This window comes from Georgenia wutianyii, from assembly GCF_006349365.1.
Classification (GTDB): domain Bacteria; phylum Actinomycetota; class Actinomycetes; order Actinomycetales; family Actinomycetaceae; genus Oceanitalea; species Oceanitalea wutianyii.
Genome location: NZ_CP040899.1, coordinates 1600486 through 1620322, shown reverse-complemented (window position 1 = coordinate 1620322; position 19837 = coordinate 1600486). Strand labels below are relative to the sequence as shown.

General features: G+C 73.4%; 20 protein-coding genes. 4 read left to right on the top strand and 16 right to left on the bottom strand.

What is annotated here, in order from left to right:
* Nucleotides 1–29 precede the first annotated feature (29 nt).
* From pyrF to FE251_RS07160, 7 genes are all read right to left on the bottom strand, one after another.
* The gene (gene pyrF / locus FE251_RS07190; RefSeq protein ID WP_223147582.1) at nt 30–878 is read right to left on the bottom strand and encodes an orotidine-5'-phosphate decarboxylase; all 849 of its coding nucleotides are present in this window, start codon (nt 876–878) and stop codon (nt 30–32) included.
* Entirely contained in the window at nt 875–4171 is a 3297-nt protein-coding gene (gene carB, locus FE251_RS07185; RefSeq protein ID WP_139071762.1) for a carbamoyl-phosphate synthase large subunit, read from the bottom strand. Before carB ends, pyrF begins: the two co-directional genes overlap by 4 nt.
* Nucleotides 4171–5385, bottom strand: coding sequence for a glutamine-hydrolyzing carbamoyl-phosphate synthase small subunit (carA, locus tag FE251_RS07180; RefSeq protein WP_230976578.1), 1215 nt, complete (start codon nt 5383–5385; stop codon nt 4171–4173). Before carA ends, carB begins: the two co-directional genes overlap by 1 nt.
* Nucleotides 5382–6701, bottom strand: a complete 1320-nt coding sequence (locus tag FE251_RS07175; protein ID WP_139948363.1) for a dihydroorotase — start codon at nt 6699–6701, stop codon at nt 5382–5384. The genes carA and FE251_RS07175 overlap by 4 nt, the downstream gene beginning before the upstream one ends.
* Complete coding sequence (locus tag FE251_RS07170) at nt 6698–7681, bottom strand: aspartate carbamoyltransferase catalytic subunit (RefSeq protein ID WP_139071765.1); 984 nt, start codon at nt 7679–7681, stop codon at nt 6698–6700. Before FE251_RS07170 ends, FE251_RS07175 begins: the two co-directional genes overlap by 4 nt.
* A complete protein-coding gene (gene pyrR / locus FE251_RS07165) occupies nt 7678–8235 on the bottom strand; it encodes a bifunctional pyr operon transcriptional regulator/uracil phosphoribosyltransferase PyrR (protein WP_139948362.1) in 558 nt (185 codons plus the stop codon). The genes FE251_RS07170 and pyrR overlap by 4 nt, the downstream gene beginning before the upstream one ends.
* A 221-nt stretch (nt 8236–8456) precedes the next feature.
* Nucleotides 8457–8948, bottom strand: a complete 492-nt coding sequence (locus FE251_RS07160; RefSeq protein WP_139071767.1) for a CinA family protein — start codon at nt 8946–8948, stop codon at nt 8457–8459.
* A 108-nt stretch (nt 8949–9056) separates the two neighbouring features.
* Here FE251_RS07160 and FE251_RS07155 point away from each other — a divergent pair, with 108 nt between their 5' ends.
* A complete protein-coding gene (locus FE251_RS07155) occupies nt 9057–9491 on the top strand; it encodes a DUF4383 domain-containing protein (RefSeq protein WP_139948361.1) in 435 nt (144 codons plus the stop codon).
* Nucleotides 9488–10045 (top strand): DUF2231 domain-containing protein, encoded by a 558-nt coding sequence (locus FE251_RS07150; protein WP_139071769.1) that lies wholly within the window; start codon nt 9488–9490, stop codon nt 10043–10045. Before FE251_RS07155 ends, FE251_RS07150 begins: the two co-directional genes overlap by 4 nt.
* Here FE251_RS07150 and lgt read toward each other — a convergent pair.
* The 4 genes from lgt to trpC form a co-directional block, all read right to left on the bottom strand.
* Nucleotides 10042–11016 (bottom strand): prolipoprotein diacylglyceryl transferase, encoded by a 975-nt coding sequence (gene lgt / locus FE251_RS07145; RefSeq protein ID WP_139071821.1) that lies wholly within the window; start codon nt 11014–11016, stop codon nt 10042–10044. The two genes, FE251_RS07150 and lgt, sit on opposite strands and share 4 nt — an antisense overlap.
* A gap of 254 nt (nt 11017–11270) precedes the next feature.
* The gene (gene trpA, locus FE251_RS07140; protein ID WP_407925289.1) at nt 11271–12092 is read right to left on the bottom strand and encodes a tryptophan synthase subunit alpha; all 822 of its coding nucleotides are present in this window, start codon (nt 12090–12092) and stop codon (nt 11271–11273) included.
* Nucleotides 12089–13378, bottom strand: coding sequence for a tryptophan synthase subunit beta (gene trpB / locus FE251_RS07135; RefSeq protein ID WP_139948360.1), 1290 nt, complete (start codon nt 13376–13378; stop codon nt 12089–12091). Before trpB ends, trpA begins: the two co-directional genes overlap by 4 nt.
* Nucleotides 13375–14190: an indole-3-glycerol phosphate synthase TrpC gene (trpC, locus tag FE251_RS07130; RefSeq protein ID WP_139948359.1), complete on the bottom strand. Its 816-nt coding sequence runs from the start codon at nt 14188–14190 to the stop codon at nt 13375–13377. Before trpC ends, trpB begins: the two co-directional genes overlap by 4 nt.
* Nucleotides 14191–14312: 122 nt before the next feature.
* Between trpC and FE251_RS07125 the strand changes: the two genes are divergently transcribed.
* Nucleotides 14313–16076 carry a glycoside hydrolase family 13 protein gene (locus FE251_RS07125; protein ID WP_139948358.1) on the top strand — a complete coding sequence of 588 codons (1764 nt, stop codon included), beginning with the start codon at nt 14313–14315 and terminating at the stop codon, nt 16074–16076.
* Here FE251_RS07125 and FE251_RS07120 read toward each other — a convergent pair.
* From FE251_RS07120 to hisI, 5 genes are read right to left on the bottom strand one after another with little or no spacing between them, the layout of a single operon-like run.
* Nucleotides 16073–16369, bottom strand: a complete 297-nt coding sequence (locus FE251_RS07120) for a hypothetical protein (RefSeq protein ID WP_139948357.1) — start codon at nt 16367–16369, stop codon at nt 16073–16075. The genes FE251_RS07125 and FE251_RS07120 overlap by 4 nt on opposite strands.
* Nucleotides 16366–16650 (bottom strand): hypothetical protein, encoded by a 285-nt coding sequence (locus tag FE251_RS07115; RefSeq protein WP_139071774.1) that lies wholly within the window; start codon nt 16648–16650, stop codon nt 16366–16368. The genes FE251_RS07120 and FE251_RS07115 overlap by 4 nt, the downstream gene beginning before the upstream one ends.
* A gap of 38 nt (nt 16651–16688) precedes the next feature.
* The gene (locus tag FE251_RS07110; protein ID WP_139948356.1) at nt 16689–17267 is read right to left on the bottom strand and encodes a Trp biosynthesis-associated membrane protein; all 579 of its coding nucleotides are present in this window, start codon (nt 17265–17267) and stop codon (nt 16689–16691) included.
* Entirely contained in the window at nt 17264–18820 is a 1557-nt protein-coding gene (locus tag FE251_RS07105; protein ID WP_139948355.1) for an anthranilate synthase component I, read from the bottom strand. Before FE251_RS07105 ends, FE251_RS07110 begins: the two co-directional genes overlap by 4 nt.
* Nucleotides 18817–19179 (bottom strand): phosphoribosyl-AMP cyclohydrolase, encoded by a 363-nt coding sequence (gene hisI / locus FE251_RS07100; RefSeq protein WP_139071777.1) that lies wholly within the window; start codon nt 19177–19179, stop codon nt 18817–18819. Before hisI ends, FE251_RS07105 begins: the two co-directional genes overlap by 4 nt.
* A 160-nt stretch (nt 19180–19339) precedes the next feature.
* Between hisI and FE251_RS07095 the strand changes: the two genes are divergently transcribed.
* The gene (locus tag FE251_RS07095; protein ID WP_168202676.1) at nt 19340–19825 is read left to right on the top strand and encodes an OsmC family protein; all 486 of its coding nucleotides are present in this window, start codon (nt 19340–19342) and stop codon (nt 19823–19825) included.
* Nucleotides 19826–19837 lie beyond the last annotated feature (12 nt).

Genomic DNA, 19837 nt, shown 5'->3' with positions numbered 1-19837 from the left:
CAGGACCTGCGGGGTCGTTGAGCGGATGGTCACCGACCGAGGGCGGCGCGGACCTCGGCCGTGGCGTCCTCGACGGCCCGGAGGAGCCCGTCCGGCCCGGCCGCGAGGACCGCTCGCGAGGTGCTCGCGAGGACGGCGCGCTCGGCGCCGGCGAACACCTCGGTGACCTCGGCGCGGCCGGCGCCCTGGGCACCGAAGCCGGGCGCGAGCAGCGGGGCGCGGGAGGCCGCGAGGTCGATGCCGAGCTCACGGACCGCCGGGCCGACCGTCGCGCCGACGACGAGGCCGACCGACCCGAGGCCCTGAGCCGCCGGCCCGGCGGCGTTGAGCGCGCCGACGCCGTCGACGACGCCGGCCGCGACCGACCGCCCGTCCGGGCCGACGGCGTGCTGGACGCCCGCGCCCTCCGGGTTGGAGGTGAGAGCGAGGACGAACACCCCGCGGCCGGTCTGGTGGGCGAGCTCGACGGCAGGAGCGAGCGACCCGAGCCCGAGGTACGGGGAGAGGGTGACGGCGTCGGCGGCCAGCGGCGCGCCGTCGGCGAGGTAGGCCTGGGCGTAGCCGGCCATCGTCGAGCCGATGTCGCCGCGCTTGACGTCCAGGACGCTGAGCGTGCCCGTCCCCCGGCACGCCCCGAGCACCTCCTCGAGCGCGGCGACGCCCGCCGAGCCGTGCCGCTCGAACAGCGCGGACTGCGGCTTGAGCGCCGCCACCCGGCCGCCGAGCGCCTCGACGACGCGCAGCGCGAACTCACGCAGCCCGGCGGCGTCGTCGCCCAGCCCCCACGCGGCGAGCAGCCCGGGGTGCGGGTCGATGCCGACGCACAGCGGGCCGTGCTCGTCCATCGCGGCCGCCAGCCGCGTGCCGAAGGGCGTCACCGGACGCCCCGGGCCGCCCGGGCGGCGTCGTGCTCCTGGAGGGAGGTCACGGTCATCGGGCCGAGTCCGGCGGCCTCGATCGCCTGGACCGCGGCGGAGAGCTCCTGCATCGTCGTGATGATCGGCTTGTCGGCCGCCGTCGTCGCGGTGCGGATCTCGTAGCCGTCGGCGCGGGCGCCCTGGCCGGAGGGGGTGTTGACGACCATGTCGACCTGGCCGGTCTCGATGAGGTCGACGACGGTCGGCTCCCCGTTCGGGCCGCGCCCGGCCGAGGCCTTGCGCACGACCTCGGCGGCGATGCCGTTGCGGCGCAGGACTGCCGCGGTGCCGGACGTGGCGAGGATCTCGAAGCCGAGGCTCTGCAGCCGGGCGACCGGGATCGCCAGCGCCCGCTTGTCGCGGTCGGCGACCGAGACGAACACCCGGCCCGAGGTCGGCAGCCCGCCGTAGGCGGCCGCCTGGGACTTGGCGAAGGCCCGCGGGAAGTCGACGTCGTAGCCCATGACCTCACCGGTCGAGCGCATCTCCGGCCCGAGGACGGTGTCGACCACCGAGCCCTCCCGGGTGGCGAAGCGCTTGAAGGGCAGGACCGCCTCCTTGACTGCGATCGGCGCGTCGAGGTCCAGCCGGGTCGCGTCGTGCTCGGGCAGGATCCCCCGCTCGCGCAGCTCGGCGATTGTCGCCCCCGCCATGACGAGCGAGGCGGCCTTGGCCAGCGGCACGCCGGTCGCCTTGGCGACGAAGGGCACCGTGCGCGAGGCGCGCGGGTTGGCCTCGATGACGTAGAGGACGTCGGAGACGAGCGCGAACTGGATGTTGATGAGGCCGCGCACCCCGACACCCGCGGCGATCGCCCGGGTGGACTCGGCGATCCGCACGATCTCCCGCTCGGAGATCGTCACCGGCGGCAGGACGCACGCGGAGTCCCCGGAGTGGATGCCGGCCTCCTCGATGTGCTCCATGATGCCGCCGAGGAAGAGCTCGGAGCCGTCGTAGATCGCGTCGACGTCGATCTCGGTCGCGTCGTCGAGGAACCGGTCGATGAGAAGGGGACCGCTGCCGTCGCCGATGGCGGTCCGCGCGGCGTAGTCGCGCAGCTGCTCGACGCCGTAGACGATCTCCATCCCGCGCCCGCCGAGGACGTAGGAGGGCCGCACGAGGACGGGGTAGCCGATCCGCTCGGCGATCTCCAACGCCTGCTCCAGGGTGGTCGCCGTGCCGTACGCCGGGGCGGGCAGGCCCGCACGGTCGAGGACGGCGCCGAAGCGGCCACGGTCCTCCGCGGCGTCGATCGCCTCGGGCGGGGTGCCGAGGATCGGCACGCCGGCGTCGGCAAGGCGCTGGGCCAGGCTCAGCGGCGTCTGCCCACCGAGCTGGACGACGACGCCGGCGACCGGCCCGACGGCGAGCTCGGCGTGGTAGACCTCGAGGACGTCCTCGAAGGTGAGCGGCTCGAAGTAGAGCCGGTCGGAGATGTCGTAGTCGGTGGACACGGTCTCCGGGTTGCAGTTGACCATGACGGTCTCGAACTGCTCGGCCAGCGCCATCGTCGCGTGGACGCAGGAGTAGTCGAACTCGATGCCCTGGCCGATGCGGTTGGGGCCCGAGCCGAGGATGATGACCGCCGGCCGCTCGCGCGGCTCGACCTCGGTCTCCTCGTCGTAGGAGGAGTAGTGGTACGGGGTCTGGGCGGCGAACTCGGCGGCGCACGTGTCGACCGTCTTGTAGACGGGGCGCAGCCCGTAGGCGTAGCGCACCTCGCGCACGGTGTCGTCCGACAGCCCGCGCAGCTGGCCGATCTGCACGTCGGAGAAGCCGTGACGCTTGGCGAGGGCGAGCACCTCAGGGGTGAGCGCCGGGGCCTGGCGCACCTCGTCGGCGATCTCCTCGATGAGGACGATCTGGTCGAGGAACCACGGGTCGATGGACGTCGCGGCGAACAGCTCCTCGACGGTCGCGCCGCCGCGGACGGCCTGCTGGATGTCGACCAGCCGGCCCGCGGTCGGGGTGCGCACCGACTCCAGGAGCGCGGCGGTCCGCTCGGCGTCGGGCGCCTCTCCCTGCCAGTGGAAGACGCTGTCCTTGGTGTCGAGGGACCGCATCGCCTTCTGCAGCGCCTCGGCGTAGTTGCGGCCCAGCGCCATCGCCTCGCCCACCGACTTCATCGTCGTCGTGAGAACGGGGTCGGCGGCGGGGAACTTCTCGAACGCGAACCGCGGCACCTTGACGACGACGTAGTCGAGCGCGGGCTCGAAGGACGCCGGGGTCGCCCGGGTGATGTCGTTGGGGATCTCCTCGAGCGTGTAGCCGATCGCCAGGCGGGCGGCGATCTTCGCGATCGGGAAGCCGGTGGCCTTGGAGGCGAGGGCCGAGGAGCGCGAGACGCGCGGGTTCATCTCGATGACGATCGTGCGGCCGGTGTCCGGCTCGACGGCGAACTGGACGTTGCAGCCCCCGGTGTCGACGCCGACCTCGCGGATGACCGCGATGCCGATGTCGCGCATCTTCTGGAACTCGCGGTCGGTGAGGGTCATCGCGGGTGCGACGGTCACCGAGTCACCGGTGTGGACGCCGACGGGGTCGACGTTCTCGATCGAGCACACGACGATGACGTTGTCGGCCTTGTCGCGGATGAGCTCGAGCTCGAACTCCTTCCAGCCGAGGATCGACTCCTCGAGGAGCACCTCGGTGGTCGGTGAGTAGTGCAGGCCGGCGCCGGCGATCCGCTCGAGGTCCCCGGCGTCGTAGGCCAGGCCGGAGCCCAGGCCGCCCATGGTGAAGGACGGGCGCACGACGAGCGGGTAGCCGAGCTGCTCGGCGGCCGCGTGGCACTCCTCCATCGTGTGCGCGATGACCGAGCGCGCCGACTCCGCGCCGCACCGCTCGACGATCTCCTTGAACGCCTGGCGGTCCTCCGCGGCGTGGATGGAGGCCACCGAGGCTCCGATGAGCTCGACGCCGTACTCGGCGAGCACCCCGGCCTCGTCGAGCGCGATCGCGGTGTTGAGCGCGGTCTGCCCGCCGAGGGTGGGCAGGAGCGCGTCGGGGCGCTCCTTGGCGATGATCGTCGCGACGACCTCGGGGGTGATCGGCTCGACGTAGGTCGCGTCGGCGATCTCCGGGTCGGTCATGATCGTCGCGGGGTTGGAGTTGACGAGGATGACGCGCAGGCCCTCCTCGCGCAGCACCCGGCAGGCCTGGGTGCCGGAGTAGTCGAACTCGGCGGCCTGCCCGATGACGATCGGCCCGGAGCCGATGACGAGGACGGAACGCAGGTCGGTACGACGCGGCATCAGGCGTCCTCTCCGGTCGTCTGGGAGCGCGCCGCGCGATGGGCGGCGACGAGCTCGAGGAAGCGGTCGAACAGGTGGGCGGCGTCGTGCGGGCCGGCGGCCGCCTCGGGGTGGTACTGGACGGAGAAGGCGGGGATGTCCAGGGCGCGCAGGCCCTCGACGACACCGTCGTTGAGGCTGATGTGGGAGACCTCGACGCGGCCGAACCGCCCGTCGTCGTACGGCGCGAGGGTCACCTCCCCGACCGGGGCGTCGACCGCGAAGCCGTGGTTGTGCGCGGTGATCTCGACCTTGCCGGTGGCGCGGTCGAGGACCGGCTGGTTGACGCCGCGGTGCCCGTAGTCGAGCTTGTAGGTGCCGTAGCCCAGGGCCCGGCCGAGCAGCTGGTTGCCGAAGCAGATCCCGAAGAACGGCAGGCCGGCCGACAGGACGCCGCGCAGGACGTCGACCTCGTGGTCCGCGGTGCCCGGGTCCCCGGGCCCGTTGGAGAAGAAGACGCCGTCGGGGTGGAGGGCGACGATCTCGGCGAGCGTCGTGCGCTGCGGGACGACGTGGACGCGGGCGCCGCGCTCGGCGAGCTGGGCAGGCGTGCGCGCCTTGATCCCGAGGTCGACGGCGACGATCTCGGCCACCGGCTCCTTGCCGGCGAACTCACCGGTCGGCTCGACGACGTAGGCCTCCGGCGTGGAGACCTCCCCGGCGAGGGCGGCGCCGGACATCTGCGGCGCCTGGCGCACGAGGTCGACGAGCACGTCGAGCCCGGGACGCCCGAGGGTCATCGCCCCGGCGGGCAGCGCCGAGCCGGAGAAGATCCCGGCGCGCATGACGCCGCGGTCGCGCAGGTGGCGGGTGAGCGCCCGGGTGTCGACGTGGCAGATCCCGACGACGCCCTGCTCGCGCAGCTCGTCCTCGAACTCGTGGGTGGAGCGCCAGTTCGACGCGCGCCGGGCGGGCTCGCGCACCACGAGCCCGGCGACCCACACGCGGGCCGACTCGGCGTCCTCGGCGTTGACGCCCGTGTTGCCGATGTGCGGCGCGGTCATCGTGATGATCTGGCGGTGGTAGGACGGGTCGGTGACCGTCTCCTGGTAGCCCGTCATCGCGGTGGCGAAGACGATCTCCCCCACCGTGCGTCCTTCGGCGGCGTAGGCCTGGCCGGCGAGGACGAACCCGTCCTCGAGGACGAGCAGGGCGTCCTCACGCTGGTACCTCAACGAGATCCTCCTGTGTGCTCGGCGACGGGCTGGGCGTCGAGGACCGTTGGACGCCCGCGGAGGAACGTGGCCACGACGCGCCCTGGAAGGGTACGGCCCTGGAACGGGGTGTTGCGGCTGGTGGTCGCCTGGTGGGCGCCGTCGACGGTGACGCGCGCCGCCGGGTCGACGAGGGTGAGGTTGGCGGGCTCACCGACGGCGATCGGGCGCCCGTGACCCTCGACCCGCCCGATGCGGGCGGGCGCGGTCGACAGGACGCGCGCGACGCCGGCCCAGTCGAGCAGGCCGGGCTCGACCATCGTCTCGATGACGACCGGCAGCGCGGTCTCCAGGCCGGTCATGCCGAAGGCGGCGTCGGCCCACTCGCAGTCCTTGTCCTCCACCGGGTGGGGGGCGTGGTCGGTGGCGACGATGTCGATCGTCCCGTCGGCCAGCGCGGCGCGCAGGGCGAGGACGTCCTCCTCGGTGCGCAGCGGCGGGTTGACCTTGAACACCGGGTCGTAGCTGCGGGCGAGGTCGTCGGTGAGGAGCAGGTGGTGCGGGGTGACCTCGGCGGTGACGTCGATGCCGCGTGACTTGGCCCAGCGGACGATCTCCACCGACCCCGCCGTCGAGAGGTGGCAGATGTGCACGCGCGAGCCCACGTGCTCGGCGAGGAGCACGTCGCGGGCGATGATCGACTCCTCGGCGACCGCCGGCCAGCCGGTGAGGCCGAGCTCGGCGGACACGACGCCCTCGTTCATCTGCGCGCCCTCGGTGAGCCGCGGCTCCTGGGCGTGCTGGGCGACGACGCCGTCGAACGCCTTGACGTACTCCAGCGCGCGGCGCATGAGGACGGGGTCCCACACGCACTTGCCGTCGTCGGAGAAGACCCGCACGCGGGCCTTCGAGGTGGCCATGGCGCCGAGCTCGGCGAGCTGCTCCCCCGCCAGACCCACGGTGACGGCGCCGACCGGCAGGACGTCCACCCATCCGGCCTCGCGGCCCAGGCGCCACACCTGCTCGACGACACCGGCGGTGTCGGCCACCGGGTAGGTGTTGGCCATCGCGTGGACGGCGGTGAAGCCGCCGACCGCCGCGGCGCGGGTGCCCGACCACACGGTCTCGGCGTCCTCGCGGCCCGGCTCGCGCAGGTGGGTGTGGAGGTCGACGAGGCCCGGCAGGGCGACCAGGCCCTCGGCGTCGACCACCTGGGTGTCGCTGCCGGCCCCGGCGGCGGCGTCGGCGCCGGTCGCGGCGATGACGCCGTCGGTGAGGAGGAGGTCGGTGGGCTCGCCGCCGAGCGGCGCGGCCCCCCGGATGAGGTAGCTGGTCACAGGGACGCTCCTGTCGTCGTGGTCGCCGGGGCGCCGGCGAGAAGGTGGTAGAGCACGGCCATGCGCACCGAGACGCCGTTGGCGACCTGCTCGACGATGGTCGAGCGCGGGCTGTCGGCGGCCTCGGCGGAGATCTCCAGGCCGCGGTTCATCGGGCCGGGGTGCATGACGATGGCGTGGTCGGGCAGGGCGGCGAGGCGCGCCCCGGTGAGGCCGTAACGGCGGTGGTACTCCTGCGGGGAGGGGAAGAACCCGCCCCCGGCGCTGGACATCCGCTCGCGCTGGACGCGGAGCATCATCACCGCGTCGGGGGCGCCTGCGATCGCGTCGTCGAGGTCGTAGCGGATCTCGGCGGGCCACGTCTCGGCACCGACCGGCACGAGCGTGGGCGGGGCGACGAGCGTGACCCGCGCGCCGAGCGTCGTCAGCAGGTCGACGTTCGAGCGCGCGACCCGCGAGTGGAGGACGTCGCCGACGACGACGACCTTGAGCCCGCGCAGGTCACGGCCCCGGGACTCCCCGCCCTCGGCCGCGAGGTGCCGGCGGATCGTGTAGGCGTCGAGGAGCGCCTGCGTGGGGTGCTGGTGGGTGCCGTCGCCGGCGTTGACGACCGGGACGTCGATCCAGCCGGAGTGCGCGAGGCGGTGCGGGGCGCCCGAGGCGCTGTGCCGCACGACGACCAGGTCCGCGCCCATCGCCTGGAGCGTCTGGGCGGTGTCCTTGAGCGACTCCCCCTTGGAGACGCTCGAGCCCTTCGCGGCGAAGTTGATGACGTCGGCCGACAGCCGCTTGGCGGCCGCCTCGAAGGAGATCCGGGTGCGCGTGGAGTCCTCGAAGAAGAGGTTGACGACCGTGCGCCCGCGCAGCGTGGGCAGCTTGCGGATCTCGCGGGACTGGGTCGCGGCCATCTCCGCGGCGGTGTCGAGCAGGGCGACGGCCGCGTCGCGGTCGAGGTCGGCGGCGGAGAGCAGGTGCCTCATCGGGTCTCCCCCTCCTCGGGCTTGACGATGGTGACGGCGTCCTCGCCGTCGACGTCCGCGAGGGTGACCTGGACGCGCTCGTGGCGCGAGGTCGGCAGGTTCTTGCCGACGTAGTCCGCGCGGATGGGCAGCTCGCGGTGCCCGCGGTCGACGAGCACGGCGAGCTGGACGCGCGCCGGGCGGCCGAGGTCACCGAGCGCGTCGAGCGCGGCGCGGATGGTGCGCCCGGAGTACAGGACGTCGTCGACGAGGACGACCGTCGCGCCGTCGACCCCGCCCGGGGGCAGCTCGGTGCGCAGGAGGGTGCGCGTGGGCTGGGAGCGCAGGTCGTCGCGGTACATCGTCACGTCGAGCGTGCCGAGAGCGGCGCTGCCGCCGGCGGCGAGCACCCGCTCGTGGAGGCGCTGGGCGAGCGGTGCCCCGCGCGTGGGGATCCCGAGGATGACGAGCGACTCGTCCGGCTCGGTCCGTTCGAGGATCTCGTGGGAGATCCGGGTCAGCGCGCGGGAGATCTCCTGCGGCCCGAGGACGGGCACGGCTGTGCTGGGGGACATCTGGCAGTCTCCTTCCCCGCCTCACTGGACGGGCCTTAAAGGATGGGCAGATCGCAGGTCATGCTACCGGCACTCGACAGGTGTCGGACGCACCCGTCCACGCACGGGCGGGGCGCAGCCGCGCCCGGCCCACACTCCCCCGACCACACCCCCCGCGACAGCCGACTTCCGCACGAGAGCCGACTTCCGCACGAGAGCCGACTTCCGAGCGGACGTGGGGGTCAGGCGTGCCCGGCGTCCTCGAGTCCCGCCGCGAGGAGCTCCAGCGCGCGCAGCGTCGTCCGGTCGAGGATCTCCGCCGGCTCCCCGTCGAAGTGGTGCTCCTCGCAGGTCGTCCCCGCGGGGGTGTGAATGGCGATGAAGACGGTGCCGACCGGCTGGTCCTCCTGCCGGTCAGGGCCGCCGACGCCCGTGACGGCCACCGCGCAGTCCGCGCCGAGCACCCGGGCGGCACCCTCCGCCATCGCGCGGGCGCACTGCTCGCTGATGACCGGCCCCTCCGGCACGCCGAGCGCCTTCTGCTTGGCCTCGACCGTGTACGTCACCGCACCCCCCGAGAACCAGCTGCCGGCCCCGGGTGCCGCGCCGAGGTGGACAGCGATCTGGCCGCTCGTGAGCGACTCCGCGGTGGCGACGGTGACCCCGCGATCACCCGCCCGTTCCCCGACGACCGAGGCCAGCTGCTCCGCTTCTCCTGTCAGTTCCTTGGTCATCGGCCGATTCTCACCGGGTCGCCGCGGGTCGGCATCCCGGGGCACCGGATGCGGCGTGTGACGCACGCCACCATGATGGCGACACCAGACCCGTACCCGGAGGACGCCATGACGACCATCCGTCCGACCGTCCAACGGCGCGGTGCCCACCAGCGGCTCGCGCTCGTCGTCGGGGTCCTGTTCGTCGTCGTCGGCATCGCCGGCTTCGGCGTCACGGGCTTCGAGGGCTGGGTGGAGCACGACCACACCCAGACGCTGGTCGTCTTCGCGGTCAACCCGCTCCACAACGTCGTGCACATCCTCATCGGCCTGCTCGGCATCCTGCTGTGGCGCACCCCGAGCGGATCGAGGACGTTCGGGTGGCTGCTCGTCATCGGGTACGGCGCCACGCTCCTGTACGGAGTGTTCGTCGTCGACAACGAGGAGGCGAACTTCCTCAACATCAACTGGGCGGACAACTGGCTGCACCTGGCCGCGGTGGTCATCGGCCTGCTCATCGCACTCCTGCCCTACCGGACGTCGGCTCAGGGAGCGGACCGATGACGGCGCCGGGCTCGGGGTCCCCGGGCGCGCGCGTCGCCGAGGCCATCGAGCAGGACGAGCGCCTCGACGCCGCCGTCCAGGCACTCAGCGGACCGGTGCAGGTCCTCGCCTCCGTGCCCGGGCGCGACCTCCTCCTCGGCAAGCCGTTGGGCCACGCGCTCCACCCGATGATGACCGACCTGCCCATCGGGTTCTGGACGAGCGCGACCGTGCTCGACCTGCTGCCCGTCCCCGGCGGGCGCCGCGCGTCGCAGCGGCTCATCGCACTCGGCCTCATGGCGGCGGTACCGACGGCACTGAGCGGCTGGGCCGAGTGGGGCCAGGTCAAGGACCCCGGGTCACGCCGCGCGGGCGTGGTCCACGCCGGCGCCAACGGCGCGGCCGCGGTCCTGTTCGCCGGGTCCTGGCTCGCTCGCCGCTCCGGCCGGCACCGCAGCGGTGTGGTTCTCGGCGGTCTCGGCGCGCTCGCCGCGTCGGCCGGAGGGGCGCTCGGCGGTCATCTGGCCATCGGGAAGAAGGTGGGCAGCACCTTCACCGCGACCGCGTCCGCCTAGCGCTCGCCGCGCGCCGAGGAGGCGTCGTCGTCCGTGGGCTCGACCTGGGCGGACGCGCCGTCCTCCTGCGCGGTGGCTGTCTCGTCGCTGTCGACGACGGTGGCGTCGACGGCGGTGTCGTCGTCCGCGGTCTCCGGACCGTGGCCCGGCAGCCAGATCTCCTCGTCCTGCCCGCGGGTGCGCCGCCCGATGCGGATGTAGAAGGCGAAGGCGACGAGGAAGACGAGGATCGAGGTCCACACGTTGAGCCGCAGGCCGAGGACGGTCTCGGCCGTGTCGATCCGGAGGTACTCGATCCAGACGCGTCCGGCGGTGTAGAGCATGACGTAGAGCCACATCACCCGGCCGTGGCGCAGGCGGAAGCGACGCTCGGCCCAGAGCAGGACGCCGACCATCGCGAGGTTCCACACCATCTCGTACAGGAAGGTGGGGTGGAAGAGGAGCGCGGGGTCGGTGTAGCCGGAGACGCGGTGCGCGGCGTCGATCTCGAGACCCCACGGGAGGGTGGTGGGCGCTCCGTAGAGCTCCTGGTTGAAGTAGTTGCCGAGGCGGCCGATGGCCTGGGAGACCAGGAGCGCCGGGGCGGCGGCGTCGGCGAAGGGCGCCAGACGCAGCCCGCGACGACGCAACGCGATCCAGGCGCCGAGGGCCCCACCCATGATCGCGCCCCAGATGCCCAGCCCGCCGTTCCAGATCTCGATGATCCGGGCGGGATCACCGTTCTCGCCGAAGTAGGCGTCCGGCGAGGACACGACGTGGTAGATCCGGGCGCCGATGATCCCGAAGAGGACCATCCAGAGCGCGACGTCGACCGCCGTGTCCTTCGGGCCGCCCTTCGCCGAGTAGCGCCGGTCGAGGATCCACCAGCCGGCGACGATCCCGAGGCCGATCGCGATGGCGTAGGCACGGATCGGCAGCGGGCCGAGCCACCACTCGGCAACGGCGGGGCTCGGGATCGAGGCGGGGAGCATCAGCACGGGGGCAGCCTAACCGGCGCGACCGACACGGTGGGCCCGGCTTCCGGGACGCCGCGCGGACGACGACGGAGGGCCGACCCGCGGAAGTTCGCTCTCGCGCACAAGTCGGCTCTCGCGCACAAGTCGGCTCTCGCGCACAAGTCCGCTCTCGCGCGAAAGTCCGCTCTCGCGCGAAAGTCCGCTCTCGCGCGAAAGTCCGCTCTCGCGCGAAAGTCGGCTCTCGCGGGGAGGGGGTGGTGGGCGGTGCGTCAGGCGCGGACGCCGGCGGCGAGGTCCTCGACGAGGGCGCCGAGGGCCTTGAGACCGGCCCGCTCGTCCGGGTCCTGCAGGGTGCGGACGAGGGCGGAGCCGACGATGACGCCGTCGGCGTACTCCGCGACCTCCGCGGCCTGCGCGCCCGTCGAGACCCCCAGGCCCACGCACACCCGCTCGGCGCCGGCCGCACGGGTGCGGGCGACGAGGTCACGAGCGTGGGTGTCGACCGAGCTGCGCACGCCGGTGACCCCCATGGTGGAGGCGGCGTAGACGAAGCCGCGGGAGGCGGCGGCGGTCATCGCGAGCCGCTCGTCGGTGGAGCTCGGGGCGACGAGGAAGACCTTGTCGAGGTCGTGCTCGTCGGCCGCGGAGATCCACGCGCCGGCCTCGTCGGGGATGAGGTCGGGGGTGATGAGCCCCCCTCCCCCGGCGTTGGCGAGGTCGCGCGCGAAACGGTCGACGCCGTAGCGCAGCACGGGGTTGTAGTAGGTCATGACGAGCACGCCGGCGCCGGTGGCGGACACCTGCTCGACGGCGCGCACGACGTCGCTCACCCGTGTGCCCTGCGCGAGGGCCTGGGTGGTGGCGTGCTGGATGACCTCGCCGTCCATGCCCGGGTCGGAGTACGGCAGGCCGAGCTCGACGAGGTCGGCTCCCGCCGCGACCGCGGTCCGCGCCGCGGCGATCGACCGCTCGACGGTCGGGAAGCCGACCGGCAGGTACACGACGAGTGCCTTGCGGCCCTCGGCGAGGGCGGCGTCGATCGCCTCGGCGGACCGCCGGCCCGCCACCGTCCTCGTCTGCTCCTCGCTCACAGCTCCACGCTTCCCGTCGCCTCGTAGCCGGCGCCGTCGACGGCACCGGTCTTCGCCTCGTCCTGCGGCCCGGCGGCCTTCTCGTCCAGCAGCCCGAACCAGGCGGCCGCGGACTCCACGTCCTTGTCCCCGCGCCCGGAGAGGTTGACGAGGATGGTCGGGGCGGGCTCGCCCGCCGCCGCGGCGGCGCGCCCGATCTCCAGGGCGCCGGCCAGGGCGTGGGAGCTCTCGATCGCCGGGATGATGCCCTCGGTCCGGCACAGGAGGCGGAAGGCCTCCATCGCCTGCGCGTCGGTGACCGGGACGTACTCGGCGCGGCCGAGGTCCGCGAGCCACGCGTGCTCGGGCCCGACGGCCGGGTAGTCCAGTCCGGCGGAGATCGAGTGCGACTCGACGGTCTGGCCGTCCTCGTCCTGCAGGAGGAAGGTGTGGGCGCCGTGCAGCACGCCCGGGGTGCCCGCGCTGATCGAGGAGGCGTGGCGCCCTGTCTCGACGCCGTCACCGGCGGCCTCCAGGCCGACGAGGCGCACGCCCTCGTCGTCGAGGAACGCGTTGAAGATCCCGATGGCGTTGGAGCCGCCGCCCACGCACGCGCAGACGACGTCGGGCAGCGCGCCCGTGAGGTCGAGCACCTGCTCGCGGGCCTCCTCGCCGATGATCTTCTGCAGGTCGCGGACCATCCCCGGGAAGGGGTGCGGCCCGGCCGCGGTACCGAAGACGTAGTTGGTCGTCTCGACGTTCGTCACCCAGTCGCGGAACGCCTCGTTGATCGCGTCCTTGAGGGTCCTGGACCCGCTGGAGACCGGCACGACCGTGGTGCCGAGCAGCTCCATGCGGGCGACGTTGAGCGCCTGGCGGCGCACGTCCTCCTCGCCCATGTAGATGACGCACTCGAGGCCGAGGAGCGCCGCCGCGGTCGCGGTGGCCACCCCGTGCTGACCGGCGCCCGTCTCGGCGATGACGCGCTTCTTGCCGAGCTTGCGGGTGAGCAGCGCCTGGCCGAGCACGTTGTTGATCTTGTGCGAGCCGGTGTGGTTGAGGTCCTCGCGCTTGAGGATGACCCGGGCGCCGCCCGCGTGCTCGGCGAAGCGCGGCACCTCGGTGATGATGCTCGGGCGCCCGGTGTAGGTGCGGTGCAGCTCGGCGAGCTCGGCCTGGAAGGACGGGTCCTCCCGCAGCTCCTGCCACGCGGTGTCGAGCTCGTCGAGCGCGGCGACGAGCGCCTCGGCCACGAACCGGCCGCCGAACCGCCCGAAGTACGGACCCTCGGCGCCGGACAGGCTCACGGGCGCACCGCCCGGACGGAGGGGTGGGCACCGGCGGCGACCATGTCGGCCACGGCCTGGCGCGGGCTGCCCTGGGTCACCAGCGCCTCCCCGACGAGGACGACGTCGGCGCCAGCGCGGGCGTAGTCGAGGACGTCGTGGGGGCCACGAACACCCGACTCGGCGACCTTGAGCAGACCGCTGGGGATGACGTCGACGACGGTGCCGAACACCGACCGGTCGACCTCGAGGGTGTGGAGGTTGCGGGCGTTGACCCCGATGACGCGGGCGCCGGCGTCGACCGCGCGCTTGGTCTCCTCGCGGTCGTGCGCCTCGACGAGGGCGGTCATGCCCAGGGAGTGGACGCGCTCGACGAGCGAGGTGAGCACGGTCTGCTCGAGCGCCGCGACGATGAGGAGCACGAGGTCCGCGCCGTAGGCGCGCGCCTCCCACACCTGGTAGGGCGTGACGACGAAGTCCTTGCGCAGGACCGGGACGTTGACCGCTGCGCGCACGGCGCCGAGGTCCTCGAGCGAGCCGCCGAAGCGACGCCGCTCGGTGAGCACGCTGATCGCGCTCGCGCCACCGGCCTCGTAGTCCGCCGCGAGCCCGGCGGGGTCGGCGATGTCGGCCAGCGCACCCTTGGACGGGCTCGAGCGCTTGACCTCGGCGATGACCGTCACCGCGTCCGCCCCGCCGCGCAGCGCGGCGACGGCGTCCTTGGCGACGGGCTGCTGATGGGCGCGCTCCTTGAGCGCGTCGAGCGGCGTCGCGGCCTCCCGCTCGGCGAGGTCCTCCCGGACCCCTGCGACGATGTCTTCCAGGACCGTCACCGTCTCTCCCTCCCCTTGCTTGGCCCCCATCGTAGGTGCCCCCACCCACAAGGCCGACCACAGTCCGCTGGACGGGCCACTCCCGGGCCGCGCGGCGGGCGAGGAAGTGGTGGGATGACCTCATGACCTCGCCGCGTCACCTCGACACCACCGCGACCACGCCCGTTCCCGACCGTGAGCCCGGGTGGTGGCGCTCGGCGGTCGTCTACCAGGTCTACCCGCGGTCCTTCGCCGACTCCGACGGCGACGGCGTCGGTGACCTCCAGGGCATCATCGACCACCTCGACCACATCGCCGAGCTCGGCGTCGACGTCGTGTGGCTCTCCCCGATCTACCGCTCCCCGCAGGACGACAACGGCTACGACATCTCCGACTACCAGGACGTCGACCCGATGTTCGGCACCCTCGAGGACCTCGACCGGCTCATCGCCGCGATCCACGAGCGCGGGATGAAGCTCGTCATGGACCTCGTCGTCAACCACTCCTCCGACGAGCACCCGTGGTTCCAGGAGTCCCGCTCCGGCCGTGACGCCGCGAAGCGCGACTGGTACGTGTGGCGTCCGCCCCGCCCGGGGCACACCGGCGGGGAGCCGGGGGCAGAGCCGACGAACTGGCACTCCTTCTTCTCCGGCTCGACGTGGGAGTGGGACGAGGCGAGCGGGGAGTACTACCTCCACCTGTTCTCCCGCAAGCAGCCGGACCTCAACTGGGAGAACCCGCAGGTGCGCGAGGCCGTCTACGCGATGATGCGCTGGTGGCTGGACCGGGGTGTGGACGGCTTCCGGATGGACGTCATCAACCTCATCTCCAAGGCGGTCGGCCCGGACGGCGAGCTGCCCGACGGTCCCGCCAAGCCGGGCACCCGCTACGGCGACGGATCGCCGTTCTACATGAACGGGCCGCGCAACCACGAGTTCCTCCACGAGATGCACCGCGAGGTCTACGCCGACGCCGCGATCCTCGCGGTCGCCGAGACGCCGGGCGTCACCCTCGAGCACGCCCGGCTCTTCACCGACCCGGCGCGCCGCGAGGTGGACATGGTCTTCCAGTTCGAGCACGTGGGCCTGGACCACGGGCCGGGCGGCAAGTGGGACCTGCAGCCGCTGTCCCTGCCCGACCTCAAGCTCAACCTCGCCGCCTGGCAGGAGGGGCTCGCGGCCGGGTGGAACTCCCTGTACTGGAACAACCACGACCAGCCGCGGGTCGTGTCCCGGTGGGGCGACGACTCCCCGGAGTACCGGGTCGCGTCGGCCAAGACGCTCGGCACTGTGCTCCACATGATGCGCGGGACGCCCTACGTCTACCAGGGCGAGGAGCTGGGCATGACGAACGTCGGCTTCACCTCGATCGAGGACTACCGCGACATCGAGTCCCTCAACCACTACCGCGAGCAGCTCGAGCACGGCGCCGACCCGGCGGACGTGCTCGCCGGCATCGCGCCGGTGAGCCGGGACAACGCGCGCACGCCGATGCAGTGGGACGACTCCCCCGCCGCCGGCTTCACCACCGGCACCCCGTGGATCGCGGTCAACCCGAACCACACCGAGGTCAACGCGGCCGCCGCGCGGCGCGACCCGGGCTCGGTCTACCACCACTACCGGCGGCTGCACGAGCTGCGGCACACCCACGACATCGTCGTCGAGGGGAGTTTCCGCCTCCTCCTGCCCGAGCACGAGCAGGTCTTCGCCTACACCCGCACCCTCGCCGGCTCACCGACGCTGCTCGTCGTCGCCAACATGAGCTCGGAGCCGGCGACGGTCACGCTCGCGGGGCTGGCCGGCCCGCTCGCGGGCGAGGTCCTGCTCACGACGCACGACGACGGCGCCCCCGCCGCGGGCGAGGAGCTCACCCTGGCGCCGTGGGAGTCGCGCGTCCTGCTCGGCTAGAGGCCGAGGACCAGCCCGAGGAGCGAGAGCAGCCAGAAGAAGGAGCCGACGGCGCCGAGCACGATGCCCAGGACCGCCGTGTAGCGGGTGGCGGTCCGGCCCCGGCTGTACGCGAGGACCCCGTTGATGCCGAGGACGACGGCGGACGCGCTCACGGCGGTCCCGAGGAGGATGACGACGACGGCCGCCACCATCGACCCGATGACCGGGGCGAGCAGGAGGAGCAGCCCGGCGATCCCGAGCCCGAGCGCCCAGGCGCCGGCCCGGTTGCCCGTGGGCGTCGTCTCGCTCATGCGTACCAGTCGGGCTGCCCGGCTCCGGGGCGGCCGGTCCGGTCGCGCGGCTGGCCGTGGCCCAGCGCGCTGAGGACGATGCTCGCGACGACGGTGAGGACGAGGACGGCCACGCCCGCGACGATCAGGCCCATCTGCCACAGCACGAGGCCGAGCGCGGTGAGGATCGCACCGAGGGAGACGCCCCAGAACATCACCCAGCCGGCGACGGTCTTGCCCTCGTTGTGGGCCGGGGCCTTGGGCGGCAGGTCGTAGTCGCGACGGGTGCCGTCGTGCGCCATGGTTCGCTTCCTCTCAGCGGTCATCATCTGGTCCAACACTAGCCGTGGTCCCGGGCGGTCGGGTCCTCGCCCCGCCCGAGGGCGTCCCAGTCGTCCATCGCGCGGACCCGCTCGTCACGCTCCGGGTCCCCTGCGGCGTCCTGCCCGGCGGTGCGCTCGAAGCGGCGCCCGGCCTGGACCGTGGGGATGCGCACGACGAGGACGGCCGCGGCGGCGACGAGCGCGCCGAGGGCGATGGTGAGGTAGGGCCACGCGGTGACCTCGGGGGTGCCGAGGGTCTCCCGGACGCCGCTCACCTGCGCGGCAGCGGTCTCCAGGCGGGGTCGCGGGTCGCGCAGGAAGCCGATGGCGGCCGCGCCGAGGGCCCCGCCGAGGACGACGAGCGCACCGGCGCACACCCGGGTGACCCAGCGGCCCCCGAGGGCCAGGGCGAGCCCGGTGGCGAGGACGGCGAGGCTCGCCGCGGTCGTGACCGGGCTCGCGTCACCGCCGGAGACAGTGACGGTGCGCTGGGCGAGCACGGTCGGGACCTCGGTGGAGCCCCAGGTCAGCGCGGACAGCGCGAAGCCGAGGACACCGAGGACGAGGACCGCGAGGACGACGCGCCCTCGGCTCACCGCTCCTCCTCGGTCCCGGGGCGCAGCGTGGCGGCGACGCGCACGGCGCGCAGCGCTGCGGCCGCCTTGTTGCGCGACTCCTCGTACTCCAGGGCGGGCACCGAGTCGGCGACGATGCCGGCGCCCGCCTGGACGCTGGCGACGCCGTCGCGGATGAAGGCGGTGCGGATGGCGATGGCCATGTCGGCGTCACCGGCGAAGTCGAAGTAGCCGATCGTCCCGCCGTAGATGCCGCGCCGGGCCGGCTCGAGGTCGTCGATGAGCTCGATCGCCCTCGGCTTGGGAGCCCCGGACAGTGTCCCTGCGGGGAACGTCGCGACGAGGCTGTCGAGGGCGGTGGACGAGGGGCGCAGCCGCCCGCTCACCGTGGAGGAGATGTGCATGATGTGGCTGTAGCGCTTGATCTCCATGAGCTCGACGACCTCGACGCTCGGCGGCTCGCACACCTTGACGAGGTCGTTGCGGGCGAGGTCGACGAGCATGATGTGCTCCGACCGTTCCTTCGGGTCGGCCAGGAGCTCCTCGGCCAGGGCGTGGTCCTCCTCGGCGGTGCGTCCGCGGGGCCGGGAGCCGGCGATGGGGAACGTCACCACCCGGCCGTCGCTCACCTTGACGAGCGTCTCGGGGCTCGAGCCGACGACCGCGAAGCTCGCCGAGCGTCCGTCGGCCGGCTCGTCGGGCAGCTGGAGGTAGTACATGTACGGGCTGGGGTTGATGGTGCGCAGCACCCGGTAGACCTCCAGCGGGTCGGCCGGGCAGTCGGTGTCGACCCGGAGGGACACGACGAGCTGGAAGACCTCACCGTCGTGGATCGCCTGCTTGGCCGCGCCCACGGCGCTCTCGAAGTCGGCCTGGCTCGTGCGGAAGCGCAGGCCCTCGTCGGACGTCGGGGCCTGCCCGCCGACCGCGGCGTGGCTGCGGGCCGGGGCGAGGAGCTGGTCCTGCATGGCGTCGAGCCGGGCGACGGCGTCGGTGTGGGCCTGGTCGACGCGCTCGTCGGTGTCGTCGAAGTTGATGGCGTTGGCGATGAGCCACACCGACCCGTCGGAGTGGTCGACGGCGGCGAGGTCGCTGGCGAGGCACAGCGCGACCTCGGGGGCGTCGATCTCGGCCGGGGCGTTGGCGCGCAGCCGGGGCTCCCACTGGCGCAGGACGTCCCACCCCAGGGAGCCGACGAGCCCGCCGGTGAGCGGGGGCAGACCGGGCAGGGCGGGGGTGTGCAGGGCGCGGAGGGTCTCGCGCAGGACGTCGAGGACCGGTCCCTCGGTGGGCACCCCGACGGGCACGTCGCCCAGCCAGGTCGCGCGGCCACCGCGGGACAGGAGGGTCGCCCGGGAGCGGACGCCGACGAACGACCAGCGAGCCCAGGCGCCGTGCTCGGCGGACTCGAGGACGAAGGTGCCCGGACGCCCGCCGGCGAGCTGGCGGTACAGGCCCACGGGCGTGACGTCGTCGGCGAGGAGGCGGCGCACGACGGGGATGACGCGCCGTCCGTCGGCGGCGAGCTCACGGAAGGTGGCGAGGTCGGGTGACGTGGCGCCCCACTCGGTCATGACGCCTCCCCGACGACGGCGCCGAGGTCCCCGCCCGCCTCGAAGCAGCTGCGGGTGCCGGTGTGGCACGCCGGGCCGACCTGCTCGACGCGTACGAGCAGGGCGTCGCCGTCGCAGTCCAGGGCCACGGAGCGCACGTGCTGGACGTGGCCGGAGGTGTCGCCCTTGCGCCAGTACTCCTGCCGGGAGCGCGACCAGTACGTGGCGCGGCCGGTGGTGAGTGTCCGGTGGAGCGCCTCGTCGTCCATCCAGCCGACCATGAGGACCTGGTCGGTGGAGTCGTCCTGGACGACGGCGCACACGAGCCCGGAGGGGTCGCGCTTGAGCCGGGCGGCGATGGCGGGGTCGAGGCTGGGCACCAGTCGATCTTGCCAGATCGCCGGGTACGTCCGGAGCGTGCCCGTCTCACCCAGTGGGAGGCGGGCGCCCGCGGGTCTCACCCGGCGGGTGCCGCTCGCTGTGGACTCCCGCTCCTCCCTAGCGTCCGGCACGACAGCCCACGACCTCAGGAGCAGACCGATGACCCTCACCGCCACCCCCGCCACCGACCCGACGCCGCGCCTCGCCGAGATCTCCGCGAGCGGACGCTCGACCGGCTCCCTGTCGACCGCCGTCCGGGCGCGGCAGTTCGGTTTCGTCGTCGCCGAGCCCGCGTCCTTCGGCGGCACGGACGAGGGGCCCAACCCCATCGAGTACCTTCTCGGCTCGCTCAACGGCTGCGTGACGGTCGTCGTCGAGACGGTCGCCGCGGAGCTCGGCGTCGCCGTCGAGGGGGTCGAGACGCACGCCACCGGCACCCTCGACCTGCGCGGGTTCGCCGGCACCGCCGACGTCTCCCCGCACTTCCAGACGCTCACCCTCACCGTGACGCTCACGACGACGGCGGGGCCCGGCGAGCTCGCCGAGCTCCAGGCCCAGGTGCTGCGCCGATGCCCGGTGTTCAACCTCGTCCGCGACGCGGGTGTCGACCTCCGCGAGGTCTGGCAGGTGCGGCCGGCCGCGTGACCCCCGGCCGGC